Source organism: Pseudomonas sp. UFMG81 (genome assembly GCF_015354575.1).
Classification (GTDB): domain Bacteria; phylum Pseudomonadota; class Gammaproteobacteria; order Pseudomonadales; family Pseudomonadaceae; genus Aquipseudomonas.
The window spans coordinates 16,380-33,214 of sequence record NZ_JACAFQ010000028.1; the positions used below are offsets into that span (position 1 = coordinate 16,380).

Sequence of the window (16,835 nt, forward strand, 5' to 3'; positions counted from 1 at the left end):
GGCGCGATCCCTGTAGGAGCGGCCTTGTGTCGCGAAAGGGGCGCGCAGCGGCCCCAGGGTTTTCGCGTTGATGCAAAAATCGCCGGGGCCGCTTTGCGGCCCTTTCGCGACACAAGGCCGCTCCTACAGGAGATCGCGCCTGGCCTGAAAATGAGCAAGGCCCGGGATCCTTGCGGATCCCGGGCCTTGCTCAACAGCTCACACCAATCAGTGGAACTGCTCTTCCTCGGTCGAGCCGGTCAGCGCGGTTACCGACGAAGCGCCACCCTGGATCACGGTGGTCATGTCGTCGAAGTAGCCGGTGCCCACTTCCTGCTGGTGCGCCACGAAGGTGTAGCCTTTGCTGGCGTCAGCGAATTCCTGCTCTTGCAGCTTCACGTAGGCGGTCATGTCGTTGCGGGCGTAGTCGTGCGCCAGGTTGAACATGCCGTGCCACATGTTGTGGATGCCAGCCAGGGTGATGAACTGGTGCTTGTAGCCCATGGCCGACAGTTCGCGCTGGAACTTGGCGATGGTGGCGTCGTCCAGGTTCTTCTTCCAGTTGAAGGAAGGCGAGCAGTTGTACGACAGCAACTGGTCCGGGTATTCCTTCTTGATCGCTTCGGCGAAGCGACGGGCCTCGTCCAGGTCTGGCTTGGCGGTTTCGCACCAGATCAGGTCGGCGTACGGCGCGTAGGCCAGGCCGCGGGAGATGGCCTGGTCGAGGCCGGCGCGGACTTTGTAGAAGCCTTCACGGGTACGGTCGCCGATCACGAACGGCTGGTCGTACGGGTCGCAGTCGCTGGTCAGCAGGTCGGCGGCGTTGGCGTCGGTACGGGCCAGGATGATGGTCGGTACACCGGCAACGTCAGCGGCCAGGCGGGCGGCTACCAGCTTCTGTACGGCTTCCTGGGTCGGTACCAGTACCTTGCCGCCCATGTGGCCGCATTTCTTCACCGAAGCCAGCTGGTCTTCGAAGTGCACGCCAGCGGCGCCCGCTTCGATCATGTTCTTCATCAGCTCGTAGGCGTTCAGTACGCCGCCGAAACCGGCTTCGGCGTCAGCCACGATTGGCGCGAAGTAGTCGATGTAGCCGTCGTCGCCTGGGTTCTTGCCGGCTTTCCACTGGATCTGGTCGGCGCGACGGAACGAGTTGTTGATGCGCTTGACCACGGTCGGAACCGAGTCGACCGGGTACAGCGACTGGTCGGGGTACATCGACTCGGCCGAGTTGTTGTCGGCGGCAACCTGCCAGCCGGACAGGTAGATGGCCTGGATGCCAGCTTTAACCTGCTGCACTGCCTGGCCGCCGGTCAGGGCGCCCATGCAGTTGACGAAATCTTTTTCTGGGCGGAAGGACGGGTGGGCACCTTGGGTGACCAGCTTCCACAGTTTCTCTGCGCCCTGGCGAGCCAGGGTGTGCTCCGGCTGCAGCGAGCCACGCAGGCGAACGACATCGGCGGCGGTGTAGGTACGGGTCACGCCTTTCCAGCGCGGGTTCTCGGCCCAGTCTTTCTCGAGGGCTGCAATTTGCTGTTCGCGTGTCAGTGCCATGGAAATAAACCTCGTCGCATCGATCTTGAGTGTAATTGTGCTGATGCTCGACAAACGCGGCTCAGAAGCCTGGTGGCTGTCCTGTCCGGGGGGAGTGTGACGGCGAACGCGAAAGGCTCGAAGGGGAAAGGGGTGCAGGCCGGGCGAAGGCGTGCGCTGCAGGTTGGCTCGTGGATGCCGTGCTGCGGTGCGACGCGATGACTGGTGACTGCGGTGATGCGCTTCCGTCCCTCGGGACAACTTCTTCGTTGCAGTCGCAATCCCATCGAACCGCCTTTTGGGCCGTATGGACACGAAGCGCCTCCGCGGGTGGTGAGGAGGGCGCTCCGAAGACCCTTGCCAGGGCCTCTGATTAGCGGGAGCGAGGCCATCATGCCTTTGCCAAAAAGAGCCTGTCAACGGTTTTGTAGTGCTTTTTTCTTGTTACTACATCTTTGGTCTAATGCGACTCGACGGTCAGTTTCAAGGCCTTGGGTCGAGGCCTTGAATTGCCTGGGATCAGTCAAGAAGGTCGACTTTGACACGTAGAGTCATGTTTTCACCGCGTTGGGTGCCATAAGTAATACTTGACCCGCTGCGCTCGAACTGACTCTGCTGGTTGAACCCGGCCAGGGTGATCCACTCACCGAGCTTGCCGGTGACGGTCGTGTCGGTGCTTTGTACTTTCACTACATCGGCACGTTCCTGGCTCATTCGATCATTATTGGTGCTGATTTGCAGGCGAACCGTATCGCCGCTCAAGCGTGGGGTGACATAGAAACCCTGGGTGACATTGCGGTATTCGGTGTCGCTCTGGATGCGCCCGTAGCCGTCGGTGGAGGTGCTGGTAATGGGGATGCTCTGGCCCACCTGGATCAGCGCTGGCTGCCCGTCACTGGCTTGTACCTGCTGCAGGCCACCTTCGCGGTTGGCGGTGCCGTAGCGGATGATGCGCGCGTTGCCGCGGTTATCCTGGAAGTTGCTGTCGGTATTGTCGACGCTGATCAGCAGGCGCTTGGGGGCGGTATCCAGTTGTTGCAGCAACGCGCGCAGGTCGTCGATACGTGGTTGCGGCGCGTTGACGATCAGCTTGTCTTCGAAGGTGCTGACAGTGCCATCCTTGCCGATGAACGACTGTGCGGCGGGCAGCAGCTCGGTGCTGCTGCGGTGTTGCAATGGGATGACCTCGGTGGCGGCCTGGGCGGTGAGGCTGGCGGCCAGCAGCAGCGAGGCGAGGAGGGGGCGTAGCGGCATGTCCATGATCTCCGCGGGTGGAATCAACATGATGGCAAATTTGTCGGCATCTTGCCGGGTGTGGATCACAAGGCTGTGAATGAATGCGCGGTGGCCGCTGCAAGGCAAATTCCGTAACATCGCGACCCTCGATTTCAGCCACGCCTGCGAAGATTACGCAGATCCTGTGGGAGCGGGCTTGCCCGCGAAGGCGTCGGCAAGGATGACACTGTTGCCGGGTCGTACGCCTTCGCGGGCAAGCCCGCTCCCACAGGGCCTGGGTTGCCTGCGCATCCTGTCATAGGACCCTCATGAAACCCGCTCGCCTACGTGCCGACCTGCTGGCCGGCCTCACCACCTCGTTCGCCCTGGTGCCCGAGTGCATCGCCTTCGCCCTGGTGGCGCACTTGAACCCGCTGATGGGCCTGTACGGTGCGTTCATCATTTGCACCCTGACCGCGCTGTTCGGCGGTCGCCCGGGGATGATCTCCGGCGCGGCCGGCTCGATGGCGGTGGTGATCGTTGCTCTGGTGGTGCAGCACGGTGTCCAGTACCTGCTGGCCACGGTGTTGCTGGGCGGGGTGGTGATGATCCTGTTCGGCGTATTGCGCCTGGGCAAACTGGTGCGCCTGGTGCCCTACCCGGTGATGCTCGGCTTCGTCAACGGCCTGGCCATCGTCATCGCCCTGGCCCAGCTGGAACACTTCAAGGACGGCGAGCGCTGGCTCAGCGGCGCGCCGCTTTACCTGATGATCGGCCTGGTGGCGTTGACCATGCTGGTGGTCTATGTGCTGCCAAAGCTGACCCGCGCTGTGCCGCCGGCGCTGGTGGCGATCCTTGGCGTCGGCTTGCTGGTGTACCTGCTCGGCCTGCCCACCCGCACCCTTGGCGACATGGCGCACATCGCCGGTGGCCTGCCGCAACTGGCTCTGCCGGACGTGCCGTGGAACCTCGAGACGCTGAAGATCATCGCGCCCTATGCGCTGCTGATGGCCATGGTCGGCCTGCTGGAAACCCTGCTGACGCTCAACCTCACCGACGAGATCACCGAGAGCCGGGGCTACCCAGACCGCGAGTGCGTGGCCCTGGGTGCGGCCAACATGGTGTCGGGGTTGTGCGGCGGCATGGGCGGCTGCGCGATGATCGGCCAGACCGTGATCAACCTCAGCTCCAATGGTCGTGGTCGGCTGTCGGGCGTGGTGGCGGGTGGCATGATCCTGTTGTTCGTGCTGTTCCTGTCGCCGCTGATCGAGCGCATCCCGCTGGCGGCGTTGGTGGGGGTGATGTTCGTGGTGGCCCAGCAGACCTTCGCCTGGGCGTCGCTGCGGGTGCTGCACAAGGTGCCGGTGAGCGATGTGCTGGCGATCATCGCGGTGACGGTGGTGACGGTGTTCACCGACCTGGCCACGGCGGTGCTGTTCGGCATCGTCATCGCCGCGATCAATTTCGCCTGGCAGCATGCCCGCGAGCTGTACGCCGACAGCCATGTCGATGCGGCAGGCGACAAGCATTACCAGGTGCATGGCACGCTGTTCTTCGCCTCGACCACGCCGTTCCTGAACCAGTTCGACCCGGCCGGTGACCCGGCCAAGGTGACCTTGGATTGTCAGCATCTGAGCTTCGTCGATTACTCAGCGATCGCGGCGCTCAAGACTTTGCGCGAGCGTTATGCCAAGGCGGGGAAGCAGTTGCGGGTGGTGCACTTGTCGGAACGCTGCAAAAAGCTGTTGAAGCGGGCAGGTGAGCAGCACTGAAGGCAATGGTCGCCAGCATCGGCCCTATCGCCGGCAAGCCCATCTGGTGTCTGCATGCGCCCCCTGTAGGAGCGGCCTTGCCGGGGCGCCGGACCGGTCGGAAAGGGGCGCGCAGCGCCCCCAGGATCTCGACTACACCTCAAGATCGCCGGGGCCGCTCTGCGGCCCTTTCCGACCGGTCCGGCGCCCCGGCAAGGCCGCTCCTACAGAGACCGCGCAAGATGTGGGAGCCGGCTTGCCGGCGATAGGGCCGTTATAGGAGAACGGCTTACTCCCCGCGGTTCTTCTTCACAATGCCATCGGCAATGCTCGCCGGCGCCTCGGCATAGCGGGTGAACTCCATCGAGAAGCTGGCCCGGCCCTGGGTCATCGAGCGCATCGAGGTGGCGTAGCCGAACATCTCACCCAGTGGCACTTCGGCGCGGATCACCTTGCCGGCCGGGGTCTCGTCGCCATCCTGGATCATCCCGCGGCGGCGGCTCAGGTCGCCGAGGATGTCGCCCTGGTACTCCTCAGGCGTCACCACCTCGACCTTCATCACCGGCTCCAGCAGCACTGCGCCACCTTTCTGCGACAACTGCTTGGTGGCCATCGACGCGGCGATCTTGTAGGCCATCTCGTTGGAGTCGACGTCGTGGTATGAACCGTCGAAAACAGCTGCCTTCAAGTTGATCAGCGGATAGCCGGCCAGCACGCCGTTCTTCATCTGCTCCTCGATGCCTTTCTGGATCGCCGGGATGTACTCGCGCGGTACCACGCCACCGACGATCTCGTTGACGAACTCCAGCCCCTCCTTGCCCTCGTCGCCAGGCGCAAAGCGGATCCAGCAGTGGCCGTACTGGCCGCGCCCGCCGGACTGGCGCACGAAGCGGCCTTCGATCTCGCAGGTGTTGCGGATCTTCTCGCGGTAGGCCACCTGCGGCTTGCCGATATTGGCCTCGACGTTGAACTCGCGACGCATGCGGTCAACGATGATGTCCAGGTGCAGCTCGCCCATGCCGGAGATGATGGTCTGCCCGGTCTCCTCGTCGGTCTTGACCCGGAACGACGGATCTTCCTGGGCCAGCTTGCCCAGGGCGATACCCATCTTCTCCTGGTCGCCCTTGGTCTTGGGCTCCACCGCCACCGAGATCACCGGGTCGGGGAAGTCCATGCGCTCGAGGATGATCGGCTTGTCCATGTCGCACAGGGTGTCGCCGGTGGTCACATCCTTCATGCCGATCAGCGCGGCGATGTCGCCGGCGCACACGTCCTTGATCTCGGCGCGCTGGTTGGCGTGCATCTGCACCATGCGGCCGATGCGCTCCTTCTTGCCCTTTACCGAGTTGAGCACGGCATTGCCGGAGCTGAGTACGCCCGAATACACCCGGGCGAAGGTCAGGGTGCCGACGAAGGGGTCGGTGGCGATCTTGAAGGCCAGGGCCGAGAACGGCTCCTTGTCGTCGGCGTGGCGTTCCAGGTGCTTCTCTTCGTCGTCCGGGTCGGTGCCTTTGATTGCCGGGATTTCCGACGGGGCGGGCAGGTAATCGATTACCGCGTCGAGCATCAGCGGCACGCCCTTGTTCTTGAACGACGAGCCGAGAATGGTCGGGACGATCTCGTTGGCGATGGTGCGCTGGCGCAGGGCAGCTTTGATTTCATCGACGGTCAGCTCCTCACCTTCGAGGAACTTCATGGTCAACTCGTCGTTGGCCTCGGCGGCGGCTTCGATCATGTGCGCACGCCATTCGTCCGCCAGTGCTTGGAGCTCGGCCGGAATCGCTTCTTCGCGGTAGCTGGTGCCGTGGTCGGCGTCATTCCAGTAGATGGCCTTCATCTTCACCAGGTCGATCTGGCCGATGAAGTTCTCTTCGCTGCCGATGGCCAGCTGGATGGGCACGGGATGGTGGCCCAGGCGCTGGTCGATCTGCTTGACCACTCGCAGAAAATCCGCGCCCTGGCGGTCCATCTTGTTGATATAGGCCAGGCGCGGCACATGGTATTTGTTGGCCTGGCGCCAGACGGTCTCGGACTGCGGCTCCACGCCATCGGCGCCGCTGAATACCACCACCGCGCCATCGAGCACGCGCAACGAGCGCTCCACCTCGATGGTGAAGTCGACGTGGCCGGGGGTGTCGATGATGTTGAAACGGTACTTGTGCTCGAACTGCTTGGTCGAGCCCTGCCAGAACGCGGTGGTCGCCGCCGAGGTGATGGTGATGCCGCGCTCCTGCTCCTGGGCCATCCAGTCCATGGTCGCGGCACCGTCGTGCACTTCGCCCATCTTGTGGTTGACCCCGGTGTAGAACAGGATCCGCTCGGTGGTGGTGGTCTTGCCGGCATCGACGTGGGCGACGATGCCGATATTGCGGTACAGCTCGATGGGGGTCGTGCGGGCCATGGCGGGTCACCTGCGGGTGAGGGTACTCCCAACTTAGCAGAGCGGGAGAATCCTGCCGTGGCGGCCGTCAGTCGGCGAGCACTTGCAACTGCCACTGGCCGTCGACTTCCCGGGCCAGGCCGCTGGCCGGCAGCAGGGCCAGCAGGCGCGAATGCAGGCTGGCCTCGGTGAAGGACTTGAGGGTGGTCATGTCCAGTGCGCCGACCGTGACCAGGTCGTTCTTGGTGTAGGACAGCCAGGCTTTCTTCAGCATCAGCAGTACGTCACTGCCGGCGGTGTTGGCGAAGCGGCGATTCAGCGTGCGGCCTTCCAGTTCGAAGGTGTGGCGGTGGCTGTAGGTGCTTTCGTCGCCGTTACCCTCGACGCAGCGGTGGCAACGGCAGGCGCCCTCGCCGAAGGCATTGCGCAGGTAGCTGTTGAAGTCCACGACGGGCTTGAGGCTCAGACGTTTATCGACCTCGAACAGGTCGGCGATCAGGGGTTGTTCGGCGCTCACTCGGTATCCTCGCGTGGTGTGGCGTGCATCGGCGGGCACCCTAACAGATCAGGGCAGGGGAGACCATGTAGATCATCGGCTTCATCGCGGGGCCAGCCCGCTCCCAGGAACCCGTGACCACCCGTGGGAGCGGGCTGGCCCCGCGATTGGGCGGCTACAGACAACAATGACCGGCTGCCGTACTCTATACGCCGTTCCGCCAATCACTCCTACCGAGGTAACCCCGCTTGAGCACCAAGTACCCCTACACCGCCACCGTGACCATCAGCGCCGAAGACCGTGGGGGCGACACCGAGGCCTCTGAGAACACCAACATGCGCGTAGGCCTGGAGGCGGTGACCGAGGTGCTGAAGAAAGTGCATTTCGTCGGTACGCTCGCGGCACCGGAAAAAGGCGCCACGCACATCTGCGTCACCCTGGAGAACGGCCTGACCTACTACGGCCTGATCGTCAACGGCCACGCCGAACTCGAAGGCGGTTGGATCGCCTTCGAATGCGACATGCCCACCCCCGAAGAGCTGGGCCTGTAACCCTCAATCCAGCTCCGCCAGGCACTGCTCGAGGATATCCAGCCCTTCCTCGAGCACTGCTGGCTCGATGGTCAGCGGTGCCAGCAGGCGGATGATGTGCCTTGCCTTGCCGCTGGGCATCAACAGCAAGCCCTTGTTTCGCGCCGCCTCCAGCACCTTGGCCAGCACCGCTGGCGCCGGGCTGCCGTCGGTGTTGACCAGTTCGATGCCGCGCATGGCGCCGGTCCCGGTCAGGCGCCCCAGCGAGGTGCATACCCCTGAGGCCTTCCAGCGTGCATGGCGCGCGACGATGGCCTGTTCCTGGCGCTCGCCCCAGGTGGCGAGGTTGGCATCGGTCATCTGCGCCAGGCTCGCCAGGGCCGCTGCGCAGGCGATCGGGTTGCCTGAGTAGGTGCCGCCCAGCCCACCCTTGGGCAGCGCATCGATGATGGCCCGGCGACCGACCACCGCGCCCAGCGGCATGCCGCCGGCGATGCTCTTGGCCAACAGCAGCAGGTCCGGTTCGATGCCCAGGCGAGGGAATGCAAAGCGCTGCCCGGTACGACCGAAGCCCGACTGGATCTCGTCGATGATGATCAGGATTGCGTGTTCGTCGCAGAAGCGCCGCAGCGCCTGGGCGAATGCCGGGTCGAGGGCGAGAAAGCCGCCTTCGCCCTGTACCGGCTCGACGATGAACGCCGCCACGTCCTCCACCGCCAGCTCGACGCTGAACAGCCGCTCCATGGCCTTGAGTGCCTGCTCGCAGGTCACCCCGGTATCGACGCTGGGGTAGGGCAGGTGATAGACCGGGCCGGGCAGCTCGCCCACGCGTTGCTTGTAGGGGGCGACCTTGCCGTTGAGGTTGAGGGTGGCCAGGGTGCGGCCATGGAAGCCGCCGTCGAAGGCGATGATGGCGCGCTTGCCGGTGGCGCCGCGGGCCATCTTCAGGGCATTTTCCGCCGCTTCTGCGCCGCTGTTGGTGAGCATGCCCGCCAACGGGTAGCTGACCGGCACGAACTGCCGCAGGCGCTCCATCAGCTCCATGTAGGGGTCGTGGGGCGCGGCGTTGAACGCATAGTGGGTCAGGCGCGTGGCCTGCAGTTGGATCGCCTCGACCACCGCCGGGTTGCAATGGCCCAGGTTGAGCACGCCGATGCCACCGACGAAGTCGATGTAACGCTTGCCGACGGTGTCCCAGACTTCGGCATTACGGCCATGGGAGAGCGTGATCGGGTGAACGATGGCGATGGACTGGCTGATACTTTCCGGGGTCATGTGCGAGGCCTGTTTGTTCGCTTTTTCTTCTATCCAAGCGTGTCTCGCCGAGCGAGCGCAAACGAATTGTCCGATTGCTGTCATTCCAATAGTTCCTGATGTGGGGCGCATTGGTGCTGCCATTGGCGCAGGCTGAGCGCTACCATCGGTTGGCAGTCTCCTTCCCACCTCAACGGCACAGGACGCGTATGACCGAGCAAGCCCTTTCCCTGCAACAACTCGCTGCCCCCGAAGGTATCTGCTACGGCTGCGGCAGCGCTCACCCCAGCGGCCTGCATGTGCAGAGCCATTGGCACGCCGATGGCATCCACCTACTGTGCCATCACACCCCTGACGAGGCCTTCACAGGGTGGCCGGGCCTGGTTTATGGCGGTCTATTGGCGATGCTGGTCGACTGTCATAGCAACTGGGCCGCCATGGCCTACCACTACCGCGCCGAGGGGCGTGAGCCGGGTAGCCTGCCGCGTATCGACTGTGTCACGGGCCAGCTCGGCCTGACTTATCTCAAGCCCACGCCAATGGGCGTAGAACTGCTGCTCAAGGCGCGGGTCGAGGGCGAGGTGGGGCGCAAGAGCCGGGTAATCTGCGAGGTCTGGGCCGGTGACGTGCTCACCGTCATTGCCGATTCGGTGTTCGTGCGGGTCGATACCGAAAAGCTCAAGCTGAAGGCGCACGGGCAAGGCTGATACCTGCGCAGGCGGGCGCGGCTTGTTGAAAAACCTTACAACCTCCGTGGAACTCATCTGATGGGAAGGCCCAAGAGCCAGGAATAGTCTTGCGTGGTTTTCATCACTGGCTGTCTCGGGTGCTCCTGATTTCCCACAAGTTTCGTCGTAACCGACAGATCTATGCCGTCGGTTCGCGAGCGGGCATCCCAGACCCCATACCACGTTTGCATGCCCACCCACGCGGCCACGCTGACAAGGCGAGCCCGCCAGCAGGCATGCGCGGTCCACGGAGTCTTTCCATGCGTACTCGCAACATCCTACCGATTGCCGGCCTGGCGTTGGTGCTGACTGGCTGCGCCAGCGTCACCGTGCCCAGCGAACAGATCGAACTGACCCGCAGCGCCATCAGCCGCGCCGTGTCTGCAGATGCCACCCAATACGCCCCGGTCGAAATGCGCGCGGCCCAGGACAAGCTCGTTGCCATGGAGCGTGCACTGGGTCAGCAGGACCTGGAGCAGGTCCGTCTGTTCGCCGAGCAGGCCGAGGCCGATGCCCGCCTGGCCGAGCGCAAGGCCATGGCCGCCAAGGCCCGGCAGCAACTGGAAGTTGCGCGCCAAGGGATCGAGGTGCTGCGCCAGGAACTGCTCGACGCCCCAGAAACCGATGCCGCTGCGCGCGCCCATTGAGGAACCGAACCATGTCGAAAATGAACCTGCTACCGACCGTTTCGGTATTCGCCTTGCTGCTCGCAGGCTGCGCGGCCACACCCGAAAACCCCAAACTGCTTGAAGCCCGCGAGGCCTTCAGGGCCTTGCAAGGCAAACCTGATGCTAGCCGTATCGCGGCCTTGGAAACCCAGGACGCCCAGCGTGCGCTGGAGAAGGCCGAGCACGCCTCGTTGCAGGATCGTGAAGGCCCAAGCGTCGAACAACTGGCCTACCTCGCCGGGCGCAAGATCGAAAGCGCTGAACAGAGCATCCTGCTGCGCCAGGCGGAGATCAGCCTGCAAGGTATCGAGGCCCAGCGCACCCAGGCGCGTCTGGATGTGCGCACAGCCCAGCTCAAGGCGCTGCAAGCGCTCAAGAGCAAGCAGACCGAGCGCGGTACCGTGGTGACGTTCGGCGACGTGCTGTTCGACACCGGGCGTGCCGAGCTGCGCCCGGGCAGCCAGCGCGATGTCCAGCAATTGGCCGATTACCTGCGTGACAACCCGGAGCGCAAGGTGCTGGTCGAAGGGTTCACCGACGCCATCGGTTCGGACAGCTTCAATCAGCAGCTCTCCGAGCGTCGCGCAGGCACCGTGGCCAACGCCCTGCGGCGTCAGGGCATCGCTGCCGAGCGAGTTGTCAGCGCCGGCTATGGCAAGGAGTATCCGGTGGCGAGTAACGCCAACGCCCAGTCGCGCCAACTCAATCGCCGGGTTGAAGTGATCATTTCTCATGGTGCCAAGCCGGTGGCACCGCGCTATTGAAGTGAGCGGGCAGTGCGGCGAAGGCCGCGCTGCCTTTTCATTTGCAGTGCCCGAGCGTGGCTGGCATTGTCGGACTTGATCCGGATGACCAACAGGATGTTGCCATGCCCTACCAGATCCGCCCGGCTTGCCGCGACGACTGCCTCGTCCTGAGTCAGATCGGCCAGGCCACCTTCGCCTTGGCCAGCCCCCCCGACAGCGCGCCTGCCGCACTGCAGCACTACATCGACCATCACCTGCAACCCGAGCATTTTGCCGTGCACCTGCACCACCCACACAAGCGCCTGCTGGTGGTGGGGCAGGGTGACCAGGTGCTGGGCTACAGCATGCTCGACCTGGCGCCAGAACCGTTGGGTATCGCCGTCGCCGACCGACTGGTGGAAATCTTGCGGTGCTACGTATTGCCCTGTGCACACGGGCAAGGTGCGGCGCAGCAGTTGTTGGCGGCGACCCTGGCACAGACGCAAGGCGCGGTTCGGTTGACGGTGAACGAGGGCAACGCACGGGCCATCCGTTTCTATCAGCGCAACGGCTTCAGCAAGGTGGGCGAAGCCACTTTCATCTGCGGTGACGAGAGGCACCGCGACTGGGTGATGGTGCGCCTGCCGCTGAATCATCAAACCCTATTGGCAAAGGCGTTCCCATGACCGATCTGTCCGCTTTCCCGATTACCCGCAAATGGCCGGCCCAGCACCCTGAGCGGCTGCAACTGTACTCGCTGCCCACGCCCAACGGGGTAAAGGTGTCGATCATGCTCGAGGAAATCGGCCTGCCTTACGAAGTGCACAAGGTCAGTTTCGACAGCGACGATCAGCTGAGTCCCGAATTCATTTCGCTCAGTGCCAACAACAAGATCCCGGCGATCCTCGACCCGGATGGGCCGGGCGGTAAACCGTTGCCGCTGTTCGAGTCGGGGGCGATCTTGCAGTACCTGGCGGAAAAGAGCGGTCAGCTGCTGAGCCAGGACCCGGCGCAGCGCTACCAGACAATTCAATGGCTGATGTTCCAGATGGGCGGTGTCGGGCCGATGTTCGGCCAGGTGGGGTTCTTCCATTTCTTTGCGGGCAAGCATTACGAAGACAAACGTCCGCGTGACCGTTACGTCAATGAGTCAAAGCGTTTGCTGGGCGTACTGGACCGGCACCTGAAGGGCCGCGAGTGGATGGTCGACGCGTACAGCATCGCCGATATCGCTATCTTTCCGTGGGTGCGCAACTTGGTCGAAAGGTATAACGCCCGCGAATTGGTGGGGTTCGAAGAGTTTGAAGAAGTCGGGCGGGTACTGGCGGCGTTCTTGAAACGGCCTGCCGTACAGCGTGGGTTGCTGATTCCCGAATGAGCTGTATAAGGGGGTTGGTCGAACTCTGAAACGTAGAGAGTTCGATCAGCCACCGTATCATGGGGATCTGATAACCAATCGGGTTGTACTGATCCTCAGGGTCTTAATACCCAATGTGAAGGATAGGTCTTTGATCGTGGCTCTCTGCAGTTGGAGAAAGGGGAGGCGAGACGCGGTGGTTTCGAAACACCGATAAGTGTGACTGGCCCCTACAAGGCGCGCCCTCAGAGCAATTGATTGAGGATCCAGTAGAGGCTTCCTGCCAACAGCATCGCCGCCGGCAATGTAAGCACCCAGGCCATCAGCAAATTGATCAGCGTGCGCTTCTGGATCCCCGACCCGTTGGCCACCATGGTCCCGGCAACACCTGAGCTCAGCACGTGGGTGGTCGACACTGGCAGCCCGAACATATCCGCCGCCCCAATCGTGCACATCGCCACCACTTCCGCCGAAGCCCCTTGCGCATAGCTCAGGTGTGTCTTGCCGATTTTCTCGCCCACCGTCACTACGATACGCCGCCAGCCGACCATGGTGCCCAGCCCGAGGGCAATGGCCACCGCCACCTTGACCCACAACGGGATGTAGCGGGTGGCATCGTCCAGCTGGCGCTTGAACAGCTGCACATGGCGGGTGGTGTCGGTGTCGAAGGCCACCAGCTGGTTCTTGTCGATCAGGCGGATGGCTTCGCTGGTCAGGTACATGTCATTGCGCACGTTGGCCATGGCCTCTGCCGGCACACGGTTGAGCGAACCGTAGCCCTTGACCTCTTCACCGATCATGCCAGTCAACGCTGCCAAGGCGGGCACCAGTTCAGGGCTGGCCTCAGGTTCGGTGATGAAGGCGGTCAGGGTTTGCCGCGGGTCGTTGGGTGGCGCTTGCGGTGCGCTGCGCACCAGGGCCTGGCGGGTGACTTCGGCGACCGCCGAAAACTGCAGGGATTGTTCGGTGGGCATGGTCTTGTTCAGCGCATAGGCCATCGGCAGGGTGCCGACCAGGATCAGCATGATCAGGCCCATGCCTTTCTGCCCGTCGTTGGAGCCGTGGGCGAACGACACACCGGTACAGGTCAGGATCAGCACGCTGCGGATCCACCACGGTGGTGGAGTCTGGCCTTCGGGGGCCTGGTACAGCTCGCGGCGCTTGACCAACACGCGCAAAGCCAACAGCAACAGGGCCGCGCAGGCAAATCCGATCAGCGGCGAGAACAGCAAGGCATAGCCAACCTTGCTCGCCTGGCCCCAGTCCACCCCGCTGGTGCCGTCGCGCCCATGCATCAACGCGTTGGCCACGCCCACGCCGATGATCGAGCCGATCAGGGTGTGCGACGACGAGGCCGGCAGGCCAAGCCACCAGGTGCCTAGGTTCCAGATGATCGCCGCCAGCAACAGCGCGAACACCATGGCGAAACCGGTGCCCGAACCCACTTGCAGGATCAGCTCCACCGGCAGCAGGGCGACGATGCCGAAGGCCACCGCGCCGCTGGAAAGCAGCACGCCGAGAAAATTGCACAAGCCCGACCATACCACCGCCACTGGCGCCGGTAGCGAGTGGGTGTAGATCACCGTGGCCACGGCGTTGGCGGTGTCGTGAAAACCGTTGACGAATTCGAAGCCCAGGGCGATCAGCAGGGCCAGGCCCAGCAGCAGGAAGGGGGTGAACGTGGTGACCACGGTGCCGCTGGCGCTGACATCCTGCTTGAGGCTCCAGAAGGTGTAGGCAAGGCCGGCCAGCAACAGGCCGAAGAACAGCGCCAGGGTGGTTTTGCCAGGACGGGCGTCGAGCTTGGGCAGCGCGCCCTGGCTGACCATCGAGGGGGTTGTCATGCAGGCTCCGGGGCGCATCGTCGGAAGGAACAGGCTTCCAATCCTAGAAACAATTCGTTACCGGGGAGTGACCTCGGTCAATGGAAGCTCTAGTCTGGAAGCTCGTTCCCGAGTGCCAGGCGCCCCCATGATCCATTGCAAGCGTGTCTATGAACCGGCTGCCCCCGGCGATGGCCAGCGGGTGCTGGTCGACCGCCTGTGGCCGCGCAACACGCGCAAGGAGGCGCTGCACGGCCAGTGGCTGCGCGAAGTAGCGCCTTCCGAGGCTTTGCGCAGGGCGTTCCATGCCGGCGAGCTGGACTTCGCTGGGTTCACCCAGCGTTACCAGCAGGAGTTGGCTGCCCATCCTGAGCATTGGTACCCGTTGCTGGATCTGGCCAGCAAGGGTGACCTGACCTTGCTGTATGCCGGCAAGGACACCGAGCACAACAATGCCCAGGTACTCGCCCAATGGCTGGAGGATGAGCTGGAACGGCGCGGGCCGGGAAGTTCACCAGTGTGTTATGCCCGCTGAGGTGTGCCGGCAAGCTGGTTGCTACGGGGAAACGCAATAGCATGAGCCTCGAACTGATTCCCGCTACCGACGCCCACCGGGATTTCGCCCGCGACCTGACCCGTCGCGCCATGTTGGCGTACTACCGCGAATTCGACCTGCTGTGGATCGAAGAGGCCTTCGATGAGGCCTGGGGCTGGCGCGAGCAATGGCTGGTGGTGGAGGAGGGCGAGGTGCTTGGGTTCTGCAGCCTCAGCCAGGATCGTCAAGCCTTGTTCATTCGCGAGTTGCACCTGTTGCCCGAGCATCGCGGGCGTGGCGTGGGCGGTCGGGTGCTCGAGGCGCTGGCTGGCTGGACCGTGCAGCGACGCTTGCCCTTGCTGCGCCTGATGGTGTTCAGCAGCAACCCGGCACGGCGCCTGTATCTACGCCACGGCTTCGTCGAAGTGGGCGTGGATGAATGTTTCGTGCGCATGCAGCGCGCTGTGTTGCCTGCTGGCGCCGTCAACAACGGGGTGTGAACGGGTAACTCGGGACAACCGGGCGGTATCGCGCAGCGGTGGCTTGCCATGATTGGATCCAATAGGCATAGTGCCGGGCGAATGCACGTGTATTCACTCGGGTGCGGGATTGTACCCGGGCTGGCTTATGCAGAGGAGGCAAGCAAATGAATGGATTCGGCCCGCGCCTGAGAGAGGAGCGTGAGCGCCTGGGGATGACCCAGCGTGTGTTTGGCGATGTCGGCGGGGTGGAGCCCAATGCCCAGGGCAAGTACGAAAGCGGCGAGCGCACCCCCCGCATGGACTACCTCGCCGCCGTGGCGGGCAGAGGTGTCGATGCGCTGTACGTGTTGACCGGGGTACCCACCCCCGCGCCACTCGATTGCCTGACCCACGACGAAGATCGATTGCTTGGCGCCTTCCGCCGCCTGCCGGCCGCCGACCAGGCCGCCGTGTGGCACCTGCTCAATCGCCTCGCCGGAGAGGGTGCAGGTCAGGAGGCCCTGCGCATGCGTCTGCCGGAGCGCCAGGGGTATTTCCACGACGGTCTGCGTGGCTGACTCGGGCGTGTACCACGCTGAGCGGGCAAGGGTGCCGGTGGCTGGCCACCGCACCTGCCTGGCAAGCGATCGAGTGCAGATTCGAGGGGCGGAATTTACTGTGCAGGTCACTAGGTTGCTCGTGAAAAATTTTGTTAAGGTGGCGGGATCCAATCGCCCCACTGACGAGGTGTCTGCTTGATTAGGGTCCTGGTGGTCGACGATCACGATCTGGTGCGTACCGGCATCACCCGCATGCTGGCCGACATCGACGGCCTGCAGGTGGTGGGCGAGGCGGACTCGGGTGAGGCCGCGCTCAAGCTTGCCCGTGAGCTAAAGCCGGACGTGGTGCTCATGGACGTGAAGATGCCAGGGATCGGCGGCCTTGAAGCAACCCGCAAGCTGCTGCGCAGCCACCCGGAAACCAAGGTGGTGGCAGTGACGGTGTGCGAGGAAGACCCGTTCCCCACCCGCTTGATGCAGGCGGGCGCGGCGGGCTACCTGACCAAAGGGGCCGGGCTCGACGAAATGGTCCAGGCCATCCGCCTGGCCTTCGCCGGCCAGCGCTACATCAGCCCGCAGATCGCCCAGCAGTTGGCGCTCAAGTCGTTCCAGCCGCAGGGTTCGCCGTTCGATGCCTTGTCGGAGCGGGAAATCCAGATCGCCCTGATGATCGTCGGCTGCCAGAAAGTGCAGATCATCTCCGACAAGTTGTGTCTGTCCCCCAAGACCGTCAATACTTACCGTTATCGAATCTTCGAAAAACTCTCGGTCACCAGCGACGTCGAACTGACCTTGCTGGCCGTCCGCCACGGTATGGTCGACGCAAGTCTGTAAACACAC

General features: G+C 63.6%; 17 protein-coding genes. 11 read left to right on the forward strand and 6 right to left on the reverse strand.

Translation table 11 applies throughout. The annotated features are described in order from the left end of the window. Nucleotides 1-207 precede the first annotated feature (207 nt). Together aceA and IX761_RS19275 are read right to left on the reverse strand one after the other, a co-directional pair. Nucleotides 208-1,533 carry an isocitrate lyase gene (gene aceA / locus IX761_RS19270; protein WP_046855043.1) on the reverse strand — a complete coding sequence of 442 codons (1,326 nt, stop codon included), beginning with the start codon at nt 1,531-1,533 and terminating at the stop codon, nt 208-210. A gap of 498 nt (nt 1,534-2,031) precedes the next feature. Next, nucleotides 2,032-2,766 carry a secretin N-terminal domain-containing protein gene (locus tag IX761_RS19275; RefSeq protein ID WP_228533738.1) on the reverse strand — a complete coding sequence of 245 codons (735 nt, stop codon included), beginning with the start codon at nt 2,764-2,766 and terminating at the stop codon, nt 2,032-2,034. Between the two features lie 290 nt (nt 2,767-3,056). Between IX761_RS19275 and IX761_RS19280 the strand changes: the two genes are divergently transcribed. Beyond that, nucleotides 3,057-4,499, forward strand: a complete 1,443-nt coding sequence (locus tag IX761_RS19280; RefSeq protein ID WP_194791145.1) for a SulP family inorganic anion transporter — start codon at nt 3,057-3,059, stop codon at nt 4,497-4,499. 268 nt (nt 4,500-4,767) lie between these two features. Here IX761_RS19280 and fusA read toward each other — a convergent pair whose 3' ends face one another. Both fusA and IX761_RS19290 read right to left on the reverse strand, forming a co-directional pair. Beyond that, nucleotides 4,768-6,879, reverse strand: a complete 2,112-nt coding sequence (gene fusA, locus IX761_RS19285; protein ID WP_194791146.1) for an elongation factor G — start codon at nt 6,877-6,879, stop codon at nt 4,768-4,770. Between the two features lie 67 nt (nt 6,880-6,946). Further along, nucleotides 6,947-7,375 carry a hypothetical protein gene (locus IX761_RS19290; RefSeq protein WP_194791147.1) on the reverse strand — a complete coding sequence of 143 codons (429 nt, stop codon included), beginning with the start codon at nt 7,373-7,375 and terminating at the stop codon, nt 6,947-6,949. Nucleotides 7,376-7,602: 227 nt separating this feature from the next. On the opposite strand from IX761_RS19290, the gene IX761_RS19295 reads away from it, so the two are divergent. After that, nucleotides 7,603-7,905: a hypothetical protein gene (locus tag IX761_RS19295; protein WP_110738050.1), complete on the forward strand. Its 303-nt coding sequence runs from the start codon at nt 7,603-7,605 to the stop codon at nt 7,903-7,905. 3 nt (nt 7,906-7,908) lie between these two features. Here the strand turns inward: IX761_RS19295 and IX761_RS19300 are convergent, their stop codons facing one another. Continuing rightward, nucleotides 7,909-9,159 (reverse strand): aspartate aminotransferase family protein, encoded by a 1,251-nt coding sequence (locus IX761_RS19300; protein WP_194791148.1) that lies wholly within the window; start codon nt 9,157-9,159, stop codon nt 7,909-7,911. A 188-nt stretch (nt 9,160-9,347) separates the two neighbouring features. Between IX761_RS19300 and IX761_RS19305 the strand changes: the two genes are divergently transcribed. The 5 genes from IX761_RS19305 (at nt 9,348) to IX761_RS19325 (ending at nt 12,637) form a co-directional block, all read left to right on the forward strand. Next, nucleotides 9,348-9,845, forward strand: coding sequence for a PaaI family thioesterase (locus tag IX761_RS19305; RefSeq protein ID WP_194791149.1), 498 nt, complete (start codon nt 9,348-9,350; stop codon nt 9,843-9,845). Nucleotides 9,846-10,126: 281 nt separating this feature from the next. Beyond that, complete coding sequence (locus IX761_RS19310) at nt 10,127-10,513, forward strand: DUF4398 domain-containing protein (RefSeq protein WP_194791150.1); 387 nt, start codon at nt 10,127-10,129, stop codon at nt 10,511-10,513. Nucleotides 10,514-10,524: 11 nt separating this feature from the next. Beyond that, nucleotides 10,525-11,298 carry an OmpA family protein gene (locus IX761_RS19315; RefSeq protein WP_194791151.1) on the forward strand — a complete coding sequence of 258 codons (774 nt, stop codon included), beginning with the start codon at nt 10,525-10,527 and terminating at the stop codon, nt 11,296-11,298. A 104-nt stretch (nt 11,299-11,402) separates the two neighbouring features. After that, nucleotides 11,403-11,945: a GNAT family N-acetyltransferase gene (locus tag IX761_RS19320; RefSeq protein ID WP_194791152.1), complete on the forward strand. Its 543-nt coding sequence runs from the start codon at nt 11,403-11,405 to the stop codon at nt 11,943-11,945. Next, entirely contained in the window at nt 11,942-12,637 is a 696-nt protein-coding gene (locus IX761_RS19325; RefSeq protein WP_194791153.1) for a glutathione S-transferase N-terminal domain-containing protein, read from the forward strand. The genes IX761_RS19320 and IX761_RS19325 overlap by 4 nt, the downstream gene beginning before the upstream one ends. Nucleotides 12,638-12,861: 224 nt before the next feature. On the opposite strand, the gene IX761_RS19330 is transcribed toward IX761_RS19325, so the two are convergent. Then, on the reverse strand, nt 12,862-14,460 hold the full coding sequence (locus IX761_RS19330) for an inorganic phosphate transporter (protein ID WP_194791154.1): 1,599 nt from the start codon (nt 14,458-14,460) through the stop codon (nt 12,862-12,864). Nucleotides 14,461-14,587: 127 nt separating this feature from the next. Here IX761_RS19330 and IX761_RS19335 point away from each other — a divergent pair, with 127 nt between their 5' ends. The 4 genes from IX761_RS19335 (at nt 14,588) to uvrY (ending at nt 16,829) form a co-directional block, all read left to right on the forward strand. Continuing rightward, complete coding sequence (locus tag IX761_RS19335) at nt 14,588-14,974, forward strand: DUF488 domain-containing protein (protein ID WP_194791155.1); 387 nt, start codon at nt 14,588-14,590, stop codon at nt 14,972-14,974. Nucleotides 14,975-15,015: 41 nt separating this feature from the next. Then, nucleotides 15,016-15,474 (forward strand): GNAT family N-acetyltransferase, encoded by a 459-nt coding sequence (locus IX761_RS19340; RefSeq protein ID WP_194791156.1) that lies wholly within the window; start codon nt 15,016-15,018, stop codon nt 15,472-15,474. Between the two features lie 146 nt (nt 15,475-15,620). Further along, nucleotides 15,621-16,013, forward strand: coding sequence for a helix-turn-helix domain-containing protein (locus tag IX761_RS19345; protein WP_194791157.1), 393 nt, complete (start codon nt 15,621-15,623; stop codon nt 16,011-16,013). 177 nt (nt 16,014-16,190) lie between these two features. Continuing rightward, nucleotides 16,191-16,829 carry a UvrY/SirA/GacA family response regulator transcription factor gene (gene uvrY / locus IX761_RS19350; RefSeq protein ID WP_194791158.1) on the forward strand — a complete coding sequence of 213 codons (639 nt, stop codon included), beginning with the start codon at nt 16,191-16,193 and terminating at the stop codon, nt 16,827-16,829. Nucleotides 16,830-16,835 lie beyond the last annotated feature (6 nt).